This window comes from Micrococcus sp. UYEF5, assembly GCF_040546065.1.
Lineage (GTDB): Bacteria > Actinomycetota > Actinomycetes > Actinomycetales > Micrococcaceae > Micrococcus > Micrococcus luteus.
In genome coordinates, this window is sequence record NZ_JBEPNB010000009.1 from 43,908 (window position 1) to 57,418 (window position 13,511).

The window sequence follows — 13,511 nt, forward strand, 5'->3', positions numbered from 1 at the left end:
GGCTGCTCAGGCCTCGTCGATGTCGATGGACTCGATGACGACGTCCTCGAGCGGGCGGTCACGGGGATCGGTGGCGACGGCGTTGAGCTCGTCCACGACCTTCTGGGAGGCCTCGTCCTTCACCTCGCCGAAGATGGTGTGCTTGCCGTTGAGCCAGCCGGTGGGCACGGAGGTGATGAAGAACTGCGAGCCGTTGGTGCCGGGGCCGGCGTTGGCCATGGCCAGCAGGTAGGGACGGTCGAACTGCAGCTCGGGGTGGATCTCGTCGCCGAACTGGTAGCCGGGGCCGCCGATGCCCATGCCGAGCGGGTCGCCGCCCTGGATCATGAAGTCCTTGATGATGCGGTGGAACACGGTGCCGGAGTACAGCGGGGCGCCGTTGTTCTTCTCACCGGTCTGCGGGTGGGTCCACTCCTGCTCGCCGGTGGCGAGGCCCACGAAGTTCTTCACGGTCTTCGGGGCGTGGTTGCCGAACAGCTCGACGACGATGTCGCCGTGGTTCGTGTGGATGGTCGCGGTGTGCGTCTTGTTCGCCATGCGCCCCATTGTTCCATCCGCGGCGGCGGGCCGTCCGGATCCCGCCGTCCGGGGTCGGGATCTTCCGCGATCGGCGTACGCACTCCCGGCGTGCCGGGACCCGTGCCACGGCGGGGGTCGGCCACTAGGCTGGGCCCCGAGGACCACCGCGTTCAACGACCATCCAGAACCCACGGGAGGCATCACATGGCTCGCAAGACCCTGCACGACGAGATCCAGCACGACGGCGGCGCGAACGCGTTCGTCGCACGCCAGGCGGAGAACCTGCGCCACTGGGCCGCCCCGAAGGTGGAGTCCACCCGCGCCTGGAGCGAGGTGGCGGCGGCCTACGGGCTGATCGGCGGCTCCGCCGCGGCCGAGGAGGGCCGCCGCAAGGCCCAGGACGCCAAGGAGGAGTACGGCCCCGTGGTCGAGCGCGGGGCGCGGAAGGCCGGTGAGGCCGTCGCGCACCAGTACGGGCTGCTGGCCCCGGCCGTCGCCAAGGGCGTGGACACCGTCCAGGACTTCCTCGAGCACCTGCAGGCCCAGGCGCAGGACGCCGGCCACGAGGTGCAGCAGCAGTTCGCCGCGGCGCGCAAGGACGCTGAGAAGGCCGCGAAGAAGGGCCGCCGTCGTGGGGGCCGCAAGGCCAAGCAGCTGCGCCGGGACGGCCGCCAGGCCGCCAAGGGCCTGCGCAAGGACGCGAAGAAGGCCGCCAAGGGCGCCCGCAAGGACGCGCAGCGGTCCGCCGCCCTGTTCAGCGACCGTGCCGGTCAGGCCAAGGACGCCGCCGCGGCGGGCGGCCTGACCCTCGCCGGTCTCCTCGCCACGGGTCTGTCCGCGCTGCAGGAGCAGGGCGGGAAGGTGGCCCCGCAGGTGCAGGCCCGCCTGGCCGACGCCGGCGACTACGCCCAGCGCCGCAAGGAGGAGGTCCTCCCCGTGGCCGCCGCCCGCCTGGCCGACGGCGCCGCGCACGCCCGCAAGACCGCCCACGACGTCGAGGTCCCGGACGCCCTGGAGCAGGCCCTGATCAAGCTCACCGGGGACAAGGCGATCGTGAAGCGCCTGCGCCAGGGCGCCGAGCAGTACGCCGGCGCCGCCGAGAAGGACCTGAACCGTGCCGCCGGCCGCCGTGCCTCCCGCTCGGGTGGCCGCGCCTGGATCGTCGCGGGCATGGCGGCCGCCGCCGCCGGCGCCGGCTTCGCCCTGTGGCGCCTGACCAAGCCGGTGCAGGATCCGTGGACCGCCCCGGTCCCGGGCCCGATCACCGCGAACATCCCGGTGGTGGAGGCCAACAACCCCTACGCCCAGCAGCAGAAGGTCGTGGCCGAGGCCGGCTCGGCCGCGGCGGGTCAGGGCGTGCGGGTGGACACCGCCACGCCGGACCCGGTGGCCGCCGCCAACGCGAAGGTGCTGGGCGTCCAGCCCGGGCAGCAGCGCTGACCCGCTCCCCCGCGCCCTGAGCGCGCAGCGGACGGCGACCGGCCCGCGCATCCTCGGCAGGACCGAGGGGGCGCGGGCCGGCGCGCGTCCGGGCGCAGGTCGGGGCGGGAGCCGGTGGGCCGCCGTCGAACGGGGCGCGGGCCTTGTCCACCGCCGGGAGCGCGCGGGAGGCTGGGAGCGCCCGGGATCCCGACGCCGGGCGGAGGAGTGATCTGCATGAGCACGACCCTGACCCTCTTCGGCCACTCGGCCGTCCGCCTCGAGAAGGCCGGCCGGCGCCTCGCGTTCGACCCCGGCGCGTTCAGCGACGCGGCGGTCCTGGACGGCGCGGACGCCGTCCTCGTGACGCACGGCCACCCGGACCACGTGGTCCCCGAGCAGCTGGCCCGGGCGTTGGCCGGCACGGAGGCGCACGTGTGGGCGCCACGGGACCTCACGGGGCCGCTGGCGGAGGCGGGGCTCGACGCCGGACACGTGCACACGGCCGTGCCCGGGGAGACGTTCGAGGCCGCCGGCTTCCGGGTGGAGGTGCTCGGCGGGGAGCACGCGGTGATCCACGCCGAGGTGCCGCGCCCGGTGAACGTGTCCTATCTCGTGGACGGGGCCGTGCTGCACCCCGGCGACTCGTTCACGGTGCCGGACGCCGACGTCGAGGTGCTCCTGCTGCCCGCCGCGGCGCCGTGGCTGCGCATCGCGGACGTGGTGGACCAGATGCGGGCCATCGCGGCGACGCACACCCGGCCCATCCACGACGGCATCCTCAGCGAGGACGGCAAGGGCGTGGTGGATCGGGTGCTCTCGGGTCTCGCCGAGGGCGTGACCGACTACCGGCGCCTGGCCCCCGGGGAGCTCTGGACGTTCTGAGGCACGGGGAGGCAGCGGCCGCCCCGGGGCCGGTCACCGGCTGAGGGTGATCTCCAGCTCGGCGTCGCCGCCGTCCTCGACCTCGAGCTCCACCTCGAGGCCCACGCGGTCCGGGACGGTGACGACGACGTCGCGGCCGCCGTGCTCGACCCGCACCTCGTTCTGCCGGGAGAGCTGGTCGGCGAGGTCGCGCAGGCGTGCGGCGGCCTGCTCACGGCTGAGGGTCTGCTGCTGCTCGTGCTCGAAGAGGTCCTTGCCCATGGCACCGACGGTAGCCGGTGGGCGGGGTGCGCGCGACGGACGGGCCCCGGCGCGGCCGCGCCGGGGCCCGTGCGGGTCAGCGGGACGCGGCCGGGGCGAGGGCGGGATCGTCGTCGCGGTGGATCTCGAAGCCGGGTGCCCGGTAGGTGGGCTCCCGGCGCTTGAGGGCGCGGATGACGAGCAGGGTCACCGGCACGATGAGGATCTCCACGAGAGTCTTGTACGCGAAGCCGGTCACCGTGTAGTTCGCCAGTTCCAGCAGCGAGATGGTGCCGGCGTAGGCGATGGTGCAGAAGATCAGGGTGTCGAAGAACTGGCCGACCACGGTCGAGAGGATGAGCCGGAACGCCACGTGCCGTTCCCTCATGCGCTCCTTGAGGCGGACCACGATGGACGCGTTGAGCAGGGAGCCCACGAGGAACGCGACGACGCCGGCCACGGTGATCCGCAGCATGGGCGCGAGGGCCTGGTCCCACACCTCGAAGCCCTCGACGGGCGTGGTCCAGGAGACCACTGTGTAGGTGAGGGCGGCGAGCACGAGCATCGCGAAGCCGAGGACGATGGCGCGGCGGGCCCGGCGCCAGCCGTACACCTCGGCGAGGATGTCGCCGACGATGTACGCGAACGGGAACAGGAAGGCGCCGCCGTCGAAGATGAGGGGGCCGCCGTCGTAGAAGAGGTCCGAGATGACCGGGACGGTGGGGCCGTAGAAGAGCTTGGCCGCGGTGACGCCGGAGAGGATCAGGAGGGCGATGAAGACGCCCACGAAGATGTCGTAGTAGCTCGCGGGCACCCGGGCGTAGGCCGGAGTGCCCTGCCCAGAGGCGGGTCGGTCGGGGGACGGGGTGTCGATGGTGGTGTTCACCGGACCATCCAACACCACGCACGACGACGGCGGGCACGGTGGGCGGGTCCGGCGGCGGGGGTTCGGGGCAGGCCATCCCCGTCCCTCCGTGGGCAGAAACGCCCTCTCTTCTGCCCACGGGGCCCGAAGTCCTGCGGTTTGTGCCCCAGGAGCCCCCGGGTCGCCGGTTTCTGCCCACGGTGCCGGCGCCGGCGGCCACCCTGGGCATACGAAAGGGCCCGGGAGTCTCACGACTCCCGGGCCCTTCTTCGGTGGAGGCAAGGGGACTCGAACCCCTAACCCCCTGCTTGCAAAGCAGGTGCGCTACCAATTGCGCCATGCCCCCGTGAGGACCGGTCAGTCCTCCGGTGCCGGCTCGACGCCGTCGGCGTCCTCCGGCAGGTCGTCCGTGGCCGTGGCCCAGACGTCCTTCCCCGCACTGTTCTCCCGCCAGAGACGCGCCCCATAGGCGGCTGCCGCGGCGCTGACCACGAGGGCCACGCGTGCCAGTCGACCCATGGGAAGACCTCCGGAGACGAACGGAGCCCCAGCGGACCGGGGCTCTGTGTGGTGGGAGTGGGCGTACCAAGACTTGAACTTGGGACCTCTTCGTTATCAGCGAAGCGCTCTAACCGCCTGAGCTATACGCCCTCACCGTCGCTCACGGCTGACGCCGTTCACAACAGGAGATGACTGTACAGGAACGCCGACGCCCCGCGCAAATCCGCGCGGGGCGTCGTCGAGGGTCTGCTCAGTCGTCCGTCAGCGTGACGCCGAGGCCGCCCACGAGGCTCGCGCAGAGGTTGTAGAGCAGCGCGGCCACGGTGGCCAGGGCGGTCAGCAGGATGACGTTGACCACGGCCAGCACGGTGGCCAGCGAGGTCACGGTGCTCAGCGGGGCCAGGGACGCCACGGTGTAGCGCCCGGCCTCGGAGCCGAGCACGGTGCCGATCACGTCGTTGACCCTGTCGAAGATCCCGAGGACGTCGGACAGCGAGTACAGCGCCACCGCCGCCACCACCGTGAGGATGCCCAGCGCCACCGAGAGCAGGAACGCCAGCTTCAGCACGGACCACGGGTCCACCCGGGTCAGGACCAGGCGGGCGCGGCGCACCTTGGCCTTCGGGACGGCGCGGACCAGGTCCTCCTGCGAGGACCCGCTGGCCTTGCGCACCGGGCGGCCGGACCGCGGCTCGGCGGCCTTCCCGGTGCTCCGCCCCTGGCCGGGACGCGACGACGCGGACGTGCTCACTGCTCTCCTCCGTCTGCACCCTCACCGGCGTCCTGCGTCAGGGCGTCCTCCGGTGCGGCTACGGGGTCGGTCGGGTCGATGTCTGCGTCCAAGGGTACATCCGGCCCCGCCTCGGCCTCGGCGTCCGCCTTCGCCTCCATCTCCTGCTCATTGTTCAGGGTGACGGCGACGATCCGGTCCCGCTTGTCCGGCTTGGCGAAGATCACGCCCATCGTGTCGCGGCCCTTGGCCGGCACGCCGGCGACGGAGGAGCGCACCACCTTGCCCGAGGCCATCACCACGAGGACCTCCTGGTCCTCGCGCACCACGAGACCGCCGGCGAGCTCGCCGCGGTCGTCCACGAGCTTGGCGACCTTGATGCCGAGGCCGCCGCGGTTCTGCAGGCGGTACTCGTCCACGTGGGTGCGCTTGGCGAAGCCGCCGTCCGTGACGGTGAAGACGTAGCCGTCCTCCTCCACCACGTCCATCGTCAGCAGGGAGTCGTCGTCGCGGAACTTCATGCCCGTCACGCCCGAGGTCGCACGGCCCATGGGACGCAGCGCCTCGTCCGTGGCGGTGAACCGCAGGGACTGGCCCTTGTGCGAGATCAGGATGAGGTCGTCGTCGGGCGAGACCACGCGGGCCGAGACCAGCTCGTCCCCCTCGCGCAGCTTGATGGCGATCAGGCCGGCGGTGCGGTTCGTGTCGTAGTCCAGCAGCGGCGTCTTCTTCACGAGGCCGCCGCGCGTGGCGAGCACGAGGTACGGGGCCCGGCCGTAGTCCACGAGCGGCTGGATCTGGGCGATCCGCTCGTCCGGCTGGAACGCGAGCAGGTTGGCCACGTGCTGGCCCTTCGCGTCGCGGCCGGCCTCGAGCAGCTCGTACGTCTTGATGCGGTACACGCGGCCGAAGTTCGTGAAGAACAGCAGCCAGTGGTGCGTGGACACGGTGAGGAAGTGCTCGACGACGTCGTCGCCGCGCAGCGTCGCCCCGCGCACGCCCTTGCCGCCGCGCGCCTGGGACCGGTACTGGTCGATCCGGGTGCGCTTGACGTAGCCGCCGCGGGTGATGGAGACGACCATCTCCTCCTCGGGGATCAGGTCCTCGATGGACATGTCGCCGTCGAAGCCGGCCATGATCTCGGTGCGGCGGTCGTCGCCGTGCTTGGCCACGATCTCGGCGAGCTCCTCGGAGATGACCTCGCGCTGACGCTGCGGGGACTCCAGGATCCGGTTGTACTCGGCGATCTTCGCCATGAGGTCGTCGTACTCGTCCTGGATCTTCTGGGACTCCAGGGCGGCGAGCTGGCGCAGCTGCATCTGCAGGATGGCCTGGGCCTGGACGTCGTCGATGTCCAGGAGCTCCTTGAGGGCCTCGCGGGCCACGTCCGCCGAGGCCGAGCGGCGGATGGTCGCGATGACCTCGTCCAGCATGTCCAGGGCCTTGAGCAGGCCGCGCAGGATGTGCGCGCGCTCCTCGGCCTTGCGCTTGCGGAACGCGGTGCGGCGCACGATCACGTCGATCTGGTGCTTCACCCAGTGGTGCACGAAGCCGTCCAGGGACAGGGTGCGCGGCACGCCGTCCACGAGCGCGAGCATGTTGGCCGAGAAGTTCGACTGCAGCTCGGTGTGCTTGTAGAGGTTGTTCAGCACCACCTTGGCGACGGCGTCGCGCTTGAGCACGATCACCAGGCGCTGGCCGGTGCGGCCGGAGGTCTCGTCGCGCATGTCCGCGATGCCGTTGATCTTACCGTCCCGCACCATCTCCGCGATCTTCGCGGCGAGGTTGTCCGGGTTGGTCATGTAGGGCAGCTCGGTGACCACGAGGCACGTGCGGCCCTGGATCTCCTCCACGTTGACCACGGCGCGCATGGTGATGGGGCCGCGGCCGGTCCGGTAGACCTCCTCGATGCCCTTGCGGCCCAGGATCTGGGCGCCCGTGGGGAAGTCGGGGCCGTGCACGCGGGCCAGGAGCGCCTCGAGCAGCTCCTCGCGGGTGGCCTCGGGGTGCTCGAGGTACCACTGCACGCCCGCGGCCACCTCGCGCATGTTGTGCGGCGGGATGTTCGTGGCCATGCCGACGGCGATGCCCGAGGAGCCGTTGACCAGCAGGTTCGGATACCGGGCGGGCAGGACGACGGGCTCCTGCTGCTTGCCGTCGTAGTTGTCCTGCATGTCGACGGTGTCCTCGTCGATGTCCCGGACCATCTCCATGGCCAGCGGGGCCATCTTGGTCTCGGTGTAGCGCTGGGCGGCCGCGCCGTCGTTGCCCGGGGAGCCGAAGTTGCCCTGGCCGAGCGCCAGCGGGTAGCGCTGGACCCAGTCCTGGATGAGGCGCACGAGGGCGTCGTAGATCGCGGTGTCGCCGTGCGGGTGGTAGTTGCCCATCACGTCGCCCACCACGCGGGCGGACTTGTTGAACGCACGGTCCGGGCGGTAGCCGCCGTCGTACATCGCGTAGAGCACGCGACGGTGCACGGGCTTGAGGCCGTCGCGCACGTCCGGCAGCGCGCGGCCGACGATCACGGCCATCGCGTAGTCCAGGTACGAGCGCTTCATCTCCGACTCGAGGTCGACGGGCTCGACCTTGTCGGCGGCGCCCTCGGGGAGCACGTAGTGCTCGACCTCGATGTCCAGGCCGGTCTGCGGGGGCTGCGGGGTCGGGGCGCCCTCGACGGGCTCGTCCGGGGTCTGGGGGGTGGTCTCGTCGCTCACGCGGGTCCTCTCGTGCTCCCCGCGACGGCGGGGAGGATGGTCGGCTCAGGCAGGTCTGCGGGTCCGGCTCAGACGTCCAGGAAGCGGATGTCCTTGGCGTTCTGCTGGATGAAGGTGCGGCGGGACTCCACGTCCTCGCCCATGAGCATGGAGAAGACGGCGTCCGCGGCGGCGGCGTCCTCCATGGTCACCTGCAGCAGGGTGCGGTGCTCCGGGTCCATGGTGGTGTCCCACAGCTCCTGGTAGTTCATCTCGCCCAGGCCCTTGTAGCGCTGCACCCCGTTGTCCTTGGGGTAGCGCCAGCCCTTGGCAAGGCCGGCCTCGACGGCGGCGTCGCGCTCCTCGTCCGAGAACACGTAGTCGTGCGGGGCGTTGGACCACTTGATGCGGTACAGCGGCGGCTGCGCGAGGAACACGTGGCCGGCCTCGATGAGCGGGCGCATGTACCGGAACAGGACGGTCAGCAGCAGCGTGGTGATGTGCTGGCCGTCCACGTCCGCGTCCGCCATGAGCACGATCTTGTGGTACCGCAGCTTGGAGATGTCGAACTCCTCGCCGATGTTGGTGCCGAACGCCGTGATCATCGACTGGATCTCGGCGTTGCCGAGGGCCTTGTCCAGGCGGGCGCGCTCCACGTTCAGGATCTTGCCGCGCAGCGGCAGGATGGCCTGCGTCTCCGGGTTGCGGCCCTGCTTGGCCGAGCCGCCGGCGGAGTCGCCCTCCACGATGTACACCTCGCAGCGCTCGGGGTCCTTCGAGGAGCAGTCGGCCAGCTTGCCGGGCATGCCGAAGGACTCCAGCGGGGACTTGCGGCGCGCGTTGTCCCGGGCCTTGCGGGCGGCCAGGCGGGCGTGCGAGGCCATGATGGCCTTGCGGATGATCTCCTTGGCCGGGCCCGGATTGCGCTCGAACCAGTCGCCGAGGTGGTCCGTGACCGCCTTGGACACGAACCCGCGGGCCTCGGAGTTGCCGAGCTTGGTCTTGGTCTGGCCCTCGAACTGCGGCTCGGAGAGCTTCACGGAGATCACGGCGGTCAGGCCCTCGCGGATGTCCTCGCCCGTGAGGTTGTCCTCCTTGGGCTTGAGGATCTCCTTCTCCCGCGCGTAGCGGTTGACCAGGGAGGTCAGCGCGGCGCGGAAGCCCTCCTCGTGGGTGCCGCCCTCGTGGGTGTTGATCGTGTTCGCGTAGGTGTGCACGGACTCCGAGTAGGCGGAGGTCCACTGCATGGCCACCTCGACGGCCATGGAGCGGCCGTCCGAGACGTCCTCGGCCTCGAAGGCGATGACGTCGTCGTGGACGTACTCGACCTTCTTGGCGGAGTTGAGGTGCTGGACGTAGTCGAGCAGGCCGTTCTCGTACAGGTAGGTGACGGAGCGGCGCTGGGGCTCCTGCTCCGCCTCCTCCGCCAGGCCGTTCTCCGCGACGTCCTCACCGGCGGCGCCCTCGCCCGCGATCTCGTCGTCGACGACCTCGTTGGACTCCTGGACGCGCTCGTCCGTGAGGGTGATGCGCAGGCCCCTGTTGAGGAAGGCCATCTGCTGAAAGCGGGCACGCAGGGTCTCGTAGTCGAACTCGATCGAGTCGAAGATCTCCGCGTCCGGGTAGAACGTCTGCACGGTGCCGGTGGCGTCCGTGGCCTCCCCCTTGACCAGCTCACCCTGGGGCACGCCGCCGTCCGCGAAGGACATGCGCCACACGTGCCCCTGACGGCGGACCTCGGTGTCCACGCGGCGCGAGAGCGCGTTGACCACGGAGATGCCCACGCCGTGCAGGCCGCCCGAGACGGCGTAGCCGCCGCCGCCGAACTTGCCGCCGGCGTGCAGGATCGTCATGACGACCTCGACGGTCGGCCTCCCCTCGGTGGGGTGCAGGTCCACGGGGATGCCGCGGCCGTCGTCCGCCACGCGCACGCCGCCGTCGGCCTGCAGCGTGACGTCGATGCCGGTGGCGTAGCCGGCCAGCGCCTCGTCCACGGAGTTGTCCACGACCTCGTACACGAGGTGATGCAGGCCCCGCGGGCCGGTGGAGCCGATGTACATGCCGGGGCGCTTGCGGACGGCCTCGAGGCCCTCGAGCACGGTGATGGCGCTGGCGCCGTACTCACCGGGCACCTTCCGGTCCTTCACCGGGGCCTCGGGCTGCCCGACGGCGTCCGGCACGGCCTCCGGGTTCGGCGCGGCCGACGCGGCGGTCGGCTCCTCCGCGGGGTTCTCGGGCATGGCGTCAACCACGGGTGGCTCACTTCCTCGGACGTCGGCGACAGGGTCGACCCGCGCGCAGGCGCGCGACGCCGCCCGGACAGGACCGGCACGCGACACGCTCCCGCAGATCCACGGGGGCGGGGGACGGACGACGGCCGGCCCCCTTTCACTGGTTCCAGTGTACCGCCTGACACCCCGAGGGCCCGCATCGACGGGGGTCCGCCGCGGGAGAACACCCGCTCAGCGGCCAGGGACACGGCTCAGGACGTGCGCAGGAGACCGCCCATGCCTCCCGGGCCGTCACCGACCCTGTGAGCGCGCCAGAGCGGCACCCATGGCCTCGCCGCGTCCGGGACGCCGTCGTGCGCCGCGGGGGGCGGCCCCGGACTCAGCCGTAGGTGTCGCGTGGCCCGCGGCCGCCGCGCACGGTGCGCGGCCCCTTGCGCCAGCTCGGGGCCTGCGGCCCCGCCACCTCGATGCGGGTCACGACGCCGGGCCCGAGCGCCTCGTCGAAGCGCTGCAGGAGCACGGGGCTCATCAGGCGCAGCTGCGTGGCCCACGCGGTGGAGCTCGTCCGGACCCGCACCACGGAGTCCTCGAAGCTCTCCGGGCGGCAGTGCAGCGCGATCTCCGGCCCCACCAGCTCGGCCCAGCGAGTGAGCACGGAGCCGACCGCCACGGGGGTGGACCAGCCGCGGTCGCGGATGAGCCGGCCGAACACGGTGGACACCGTGGCCGGGTCCCGGTCCGCACCCCCGAACGGGCGTCGACGGTCCTGCCGCTCCCGGCCGGCCGACGTCGTGCCCGCCATGGCCCCGGCCAGGCCCGCGCCCGTCCCCCGCGCCCGCAGCGGCGCCTCGCCCCGCTCCCGGGCGGCCTCGCGGACCCGGCGCAGCTGCACGAGCGCCAGGTCCGGCCGGTCCGGCTCGAACGGGGCGGGGGTCTCAGCCATCGGCGCCGCCCTCGCGCCGGGGCTCACGGATGTCCCCCTCCACGGGGGCCGCGGCGGCCACGGCCTCGGAGCCCTCTGCGTCCTGGCGGATGAGCACGCGGTGGGCCGTGAGCTCCTCGGGGACGTCCTCGAGCGCGGCGGCCGTGACGATCACCTGCTCGGCCCGGTGGACGAGCGCGGCGAGGCGGCGGCGACGGGCGGCGTCGAGCTCCGCGAACACGTCGTCCAGGATCAGGACGGGGCGGGCGTCGGGGTCCGGGTCGTCGGCCACGAGCACGTCGTAGGCCGCCATGCGCAGGGCGAGCGCCAGCGACCACGTCTCCCCGTGGGAGGCGTAGCCGCGCGCGGGCGCCGGGCCCAGGAAGAGGGCGAGCTCGTCCCGGTGCGGGCCCACCAGGGTGAGCGCCCGCGCCCGCTCCTCCTCCCGTTGGGCCTCGAGCGTCCGGTGCATGTCCGCGGCCAGGTCCGCCACGGCCGGGACCTCCGCGTGGGTGCCGCGGGCCAGCGGGACGGTGGACTCGTAGGCGTAGGCCGCGGCCTTGGAGCCGTTGGTCAGCGCCGCGTACATCTCCTGGAGGGGGCGGGCCAGCAGGCGCAGCACGTGCAGGCGGCCGTGGAGCAGGCGGGCGCCGGCGGCGCAGAGGTGCTCGTCCCAGACGGCGAGGGTCGCGTCCTCCTCGGGGCCCCAGCGGCGAGAGCCGCGGCTCGACTTGAGCAGGGCGTTGCGCTGGCGCAGCACGCGTTCGTAGTCGGCGGCGGCCTCGCCGAGGGCCGGACGCAGCTGCACCATGAGCTGGTCGAGGAGACGACGGCGGCCACCGGGCTCCCCCGTCACGAGGCTCAGGTCCTCCGGGGCGAAGACCACGGTGCGCAGGATCCCGAGGCCCTCCTTCGCCCGCACGGGGGCGCCGCGGTTGATGGCCACCCGGTTGGACCGGCCCGGCAGGATCTCCAGCTCGAGGGCGACGGCGCGCGACCCGCGGTGCACGCGTCCGGCGATCCGGGCCCGGTCCCGGCCGAAGCGCACGAGCTGAGCGTCCGAGCTGACCCGGTGGGACTGCTGGGCGCCGAGGTAGCCGATCGCCTCCACGAGGTTGGTCTTGCCCACCCCGTTGGCCCCGAGCAGCACCGTGGACCCCGGCGTCAGCTCCAGGTCGGCCCAGCGGTAGGACCGGAAGTCCGCGACGGTGAGGTGGGACAGGTACACGGGAGCGTCCGGCCCCCTGCGTCAGGCGATGCGCACCGGCATCACGAGGTAGCGGTAGTCGGAGACGACGCCGTCCTCCTGGTTCACGCCGGTGAGCAGGGCGGGCTTGGGCGCGGACGTGAACGCGAAGCGCACCTGCGGCTGGTCCACCACGGCCAGGCCCTCGGAGAGGTAGGACGGGTTGAACGCCACGGTGATGTCCTCGCCCTCGAGCGTGCACGGCACGGACTCGTTGGCGCTCGCGTCGTCGCCGGTGCCGGCGTCCAGGGTGACCTGGCCGTCCGTGAACACCATGCGCAGGGCGGTGTTGCGCTCGGCGACGAGGGCCACGCGGCGGGACGCCTCGACCAGGGCGGCGGTGTCCACCACGGCCTGGATGGGGCTGGACTCGGGGAAGAGCGAGCGGATCTTGGGGTACTCGCCGTCCACGAGCACGGAGGTGGTGCGGCGGCCGCCGGAGGCGAAGCCCACGAGGTCGGCGGTCTGGCCGAGCAGGATCTCCAGGTCGCCGCCGGAGCCGAGGGACTTGGCGACCTCGGTGAGCGTGCGCGCCTTGATGAGCAGCGACGTCGAGAGGGACGGGTCCGCCGGGGTCCAGCGGATCTCCTTCATGGCCAGCCGGTAGCGGTCCGTGGCCAGGAAGGTCATGGTGTCGCCCTCGATCTCCACCTTCACGGCGGTGAGGATCGGCAGGGTGTCGTCCTTGGAGGCGGCGACGGTGACCTGGGCGACGGCGTGGGCGAACGCGGCGCCGTCCACGGTGCCCGCGGGGGCCGGCAGCTCGGGCAGGGCCGGGTAGTCGCCCACGGGCATCGTGGCCAGGGCGAAGCGGGAGGAGCGGCAGGTGACGAGCACCTTGCCGCCGTCGAGCTCCACCGTGACCTGGGCCTGCGGCAGGGAGCGGACGATGTCGTTCAGCAGGCGGCCGGAGACGAGGACCTGGCCCGCGGTCTCGACGTCCGCCTCGATCTCCAGGCGCGCGGAGGTCTCGTAGTCGAAGCTCGCGATGGACACGACGCCGGCCTCGGCCGTGATCAGCAGGCCCGAGAGCACCGGCACCGGTGGGCGCGGGGACAGGGAGCGGGCGGCCCAGGAGACGGCGTCGGTGAGGATGTCGCGTTCGACGGTGAACTTCACGAGCTGCACTGCCTCTCTGGGGTGATGACGGGGGTTGCGGGCCCGGGGGGAACGGCGACACGCGGGCCTCAGCATAGGCGGTCCGCGCGGCGGGTGTCAGGTCGCCGACGAATGACAGCGGTGTGATTCCACGGATCTCGG

At 72.3% G+C, this 13,511-nt stretch carries 12 protein-coding genes and 2 tRNA genes; 2 read left to right on the forward strand and 12 right to left on the reverse strand.

Annotated features, from left to right (window positions below; all coding sequences use genetic code 11):
* Nucleotides 1–6: 6 nt before the first annotated feature.
* Nucleotides 7–537, reverse strand: a complete 531-nt coding sequence (locus ABIB16_RS09300; protein ID WP_010079725.1) for a peptidylprolyl isomerase — start codon at nucleotides 535–537, stop codon at nucleotides 7–9.
* Nucleotides 538–723: 186 nt separating this feature from the next.
* Here ABIB16_RS09300 and ABIB16_RS09305 point away from each other — a divergent pair, with 186 nt between their 5' ends.
* Together ABIB16_RS09305 and ABIB16_RS09310 are read left to right on the forward strand one after the other, a co-directional pair.
* Nucleotides 724–1,959 carry a hypothetical protein gene (locus ABIB16_RS09305; RefSeq protein ID WP_354436226.1) on the forward strand — a complete coding sequence of 412 codons (1,236 nt, stop codon included), beginning with the start codon at nucleotides 724–726 and terminating at the stop codon, nucleotides 1,957–1,959.
* Between the two features lie 216 nt (nucleotides 1,960–2,175).
* Nucleotides 2,176–2,823, forward strand: a complete 648-nt coding sequence (locus ABIB16_RS09310; protein ID WP_095695165.1) for an MBL fold metallo-hydrolase — start codon at nucleotides 2,176–2,178, stop codon at nucleotides 2,821–2,823.
* A gap of 33 nt (nucleotides 2,824–2,856) precedes the next feature.
* On the opposite strand, the gene ABIB16_RS09315 is transcribed toward ABIB16_RS09310, so the two are convergent.
* From ABIB16_RS09315 to dnaN, 11 genes are all read right to left on the reverse strand, one after another.
* Nucleotides 2,857–3,084 carry an amphi-Trp domain-containing protein gene (locus ABIB16_RS09315; protein WP_354436227.1) on the reverse strand — a complete coding sequence of 76 codons (228 nt, stop codon included), beginning with the start codon at nucleotides 3,082–3,084 and terminating at the stop codon, nucleotides 2,857–2,859.
* A gap of 76 nt (nucleotides 3,085–3,160) precedes the next feature.
* Nucleotides 3,161–3,949: a queuosine precursor transporter gene (locus ABIB16_RS09320; protein WP_095695164.1), complete on the reverse strand. Its 789-nt coding sequence runs from the start codon at nucleotides 3,947–3,949 to the stop codon at nucleotides 3,161–3,163.
* Nucleotides 3,950–4,201: 252 nt separating this feature from the next.
* Nucleotides 4,202–4,274, reverse strand: a tRNA-Ala gene (locus ABIB16_RS09325).
* Nucleotides 4,275–4,285: 11 nt separating this feature from the next.
* A complete protein-coding gene (locus tag ABIB16_RS09330) occupies nucleotides 4,286–4,447 on the reverse strand; it encodes a hypothetical protein (RefSeq protein ID WP_020624432.1) in 162 nt (53 codons plus the stop codon).
* A gap of 58 nt (nucleotides 4,448–4,505) precedes the next feature.
* Nucleotides 4,506–4,579 (reverse strand) — tRNA-Ile (locus tag ABIB16_RS09335).
* Between the two features lie 100 nt (nucleotides 4,580–4,679).
* Nucleotides 4,680–5,180, reverse strand: a complete 501-nt coding sequence (locus tag ABIB16_RS09340; RefSeq protein ID WP_010079768.1) for a DUF3566 domain-containing protein — start codon at nucleotides 5,178–5,180, stop codon at nucleotides 4,680–4,682.
* A complete protein-coding gene (gene gyrA / locus ABIB16_RS09345; protein ID WP_080981672.1) occupies nucleotides 5,177–7,873 on the reverse strand; it encodes a DNA gyrase subunit A in 2,697 nt (898 codons plus the stop codon). The genes ABIB16_RS09340 and gyrA overlap by 4 nt, the downstream gene beginning before the upstream one ends.
* Nucleotides 7,874–7,941: 68 nt before the next feature.
* Nucleotides 7,942–10,092, reverse strand: coding sequence for a DNA topoisomerase (ATP-hydrolyzing) subunit B (gyrB, locus tag ABIB16_RS09350; RefSeq protein ID WP_179288527.1), 2,151 nt, complete (start codon nucleotides 10,090–10,092; stop codon nucleotides 7,942–7,944).
* A 370-nt stretch (nucleotides 10,093–10,462) separates the two neighbouring features.
* Nucleotides 10,463–11,026, reverse strand: coding sequence for a DciA family protein (locus ABIB16_RS09355; RefSeq protein ID WP_010079771.1), 564 nt, complete (start codon nucleotides 11,024–11,026; stop codon nucleotides 10,463–10,465).
* Complete coding sequence (recF, locus tag ABIB16_RS09360) at nucleotides 11,019–12,233, reverse strand: DNA replication/repair protein RecF (RefSeq protein WP_095353491.1); 1,215 nt, start codon at nucleotides 12,231–12,233, stop codon at nucleotides 11,019–11,021. The genes ABIB16_RS09355 and recF overlap by 8 nt, the downstream gene beginning before the upstream one ends.
* Nucleotides 12,234–12,254: 21 nt before the next feature.
* The gene (gene dnaN / locus ABIB16_RS09365; protein WP_002856446.1) at nucleotides 12,255–13,370 is read right to left on the reverse strand and encodes a DNA polymerase III subunit beta; all 1,116 of its coding nucleotides are present in this window, start codon (nucleotides 13,368–13,370) and stop codon (nucleotides 12,255–12,257) included.
* Nucleotides 13,371–13,511: the final 141 nt, after the last annotated feature.

Bases quoted from the DNA above. Each gene is read 5' to 3' on its own strand.
- ABIB16_RS09300 (WP_010079725.1), bottom strand. From the start codon at position 537: ATGGCGAACAAGACGCACACCGCGACCATCCACACGAACCACGGCGAC.
- ABIB16_RS09305 (WP_354436226.1), top strand. From the start codon at position 724: ATGGCTCGCAAGACCCTGCACGACGAGATCCAGCACGACGGCGGCGCG.
- ABIB16_RS09310 (WP_095695165.1), top strand. From the start codon at position 2,176: ATGAGCACGACCCTGACCCTCTTCGGCCACTCGGCCGTCCGCCTCGAG.
- ABIB16_RS09315 (WP_354436227.1), bottom strand. From the start codon at position 3,084: ATGGGCAAGGACCTCTTCGAGCACGAGCAGCAGCAGACCCTCAGCCGT.
- ABIB16_RS09330 (WP_020624432.1), bottom strand. From the start codon at position 4,447: ATGGGTCGACTGGCACGCGTGGCCCTCGTGGTCAGCGCCGCGGCAGCC.
- gyrB (WP_179288527.1), bottom strand. From the start codon at position 10,092: ATGCCCGAGAACCCCGCGGAGGAGCCGACCGCCGCGTCGGCCGCGCCG.
- ABIB16_RS09355 (WP_010079771.1), bottom strand. From the start codon at position 11,026: ATGGCTGAGACCCCCGCCCCGTTCGAGCCGGACCGGCCGGACCTGGCG.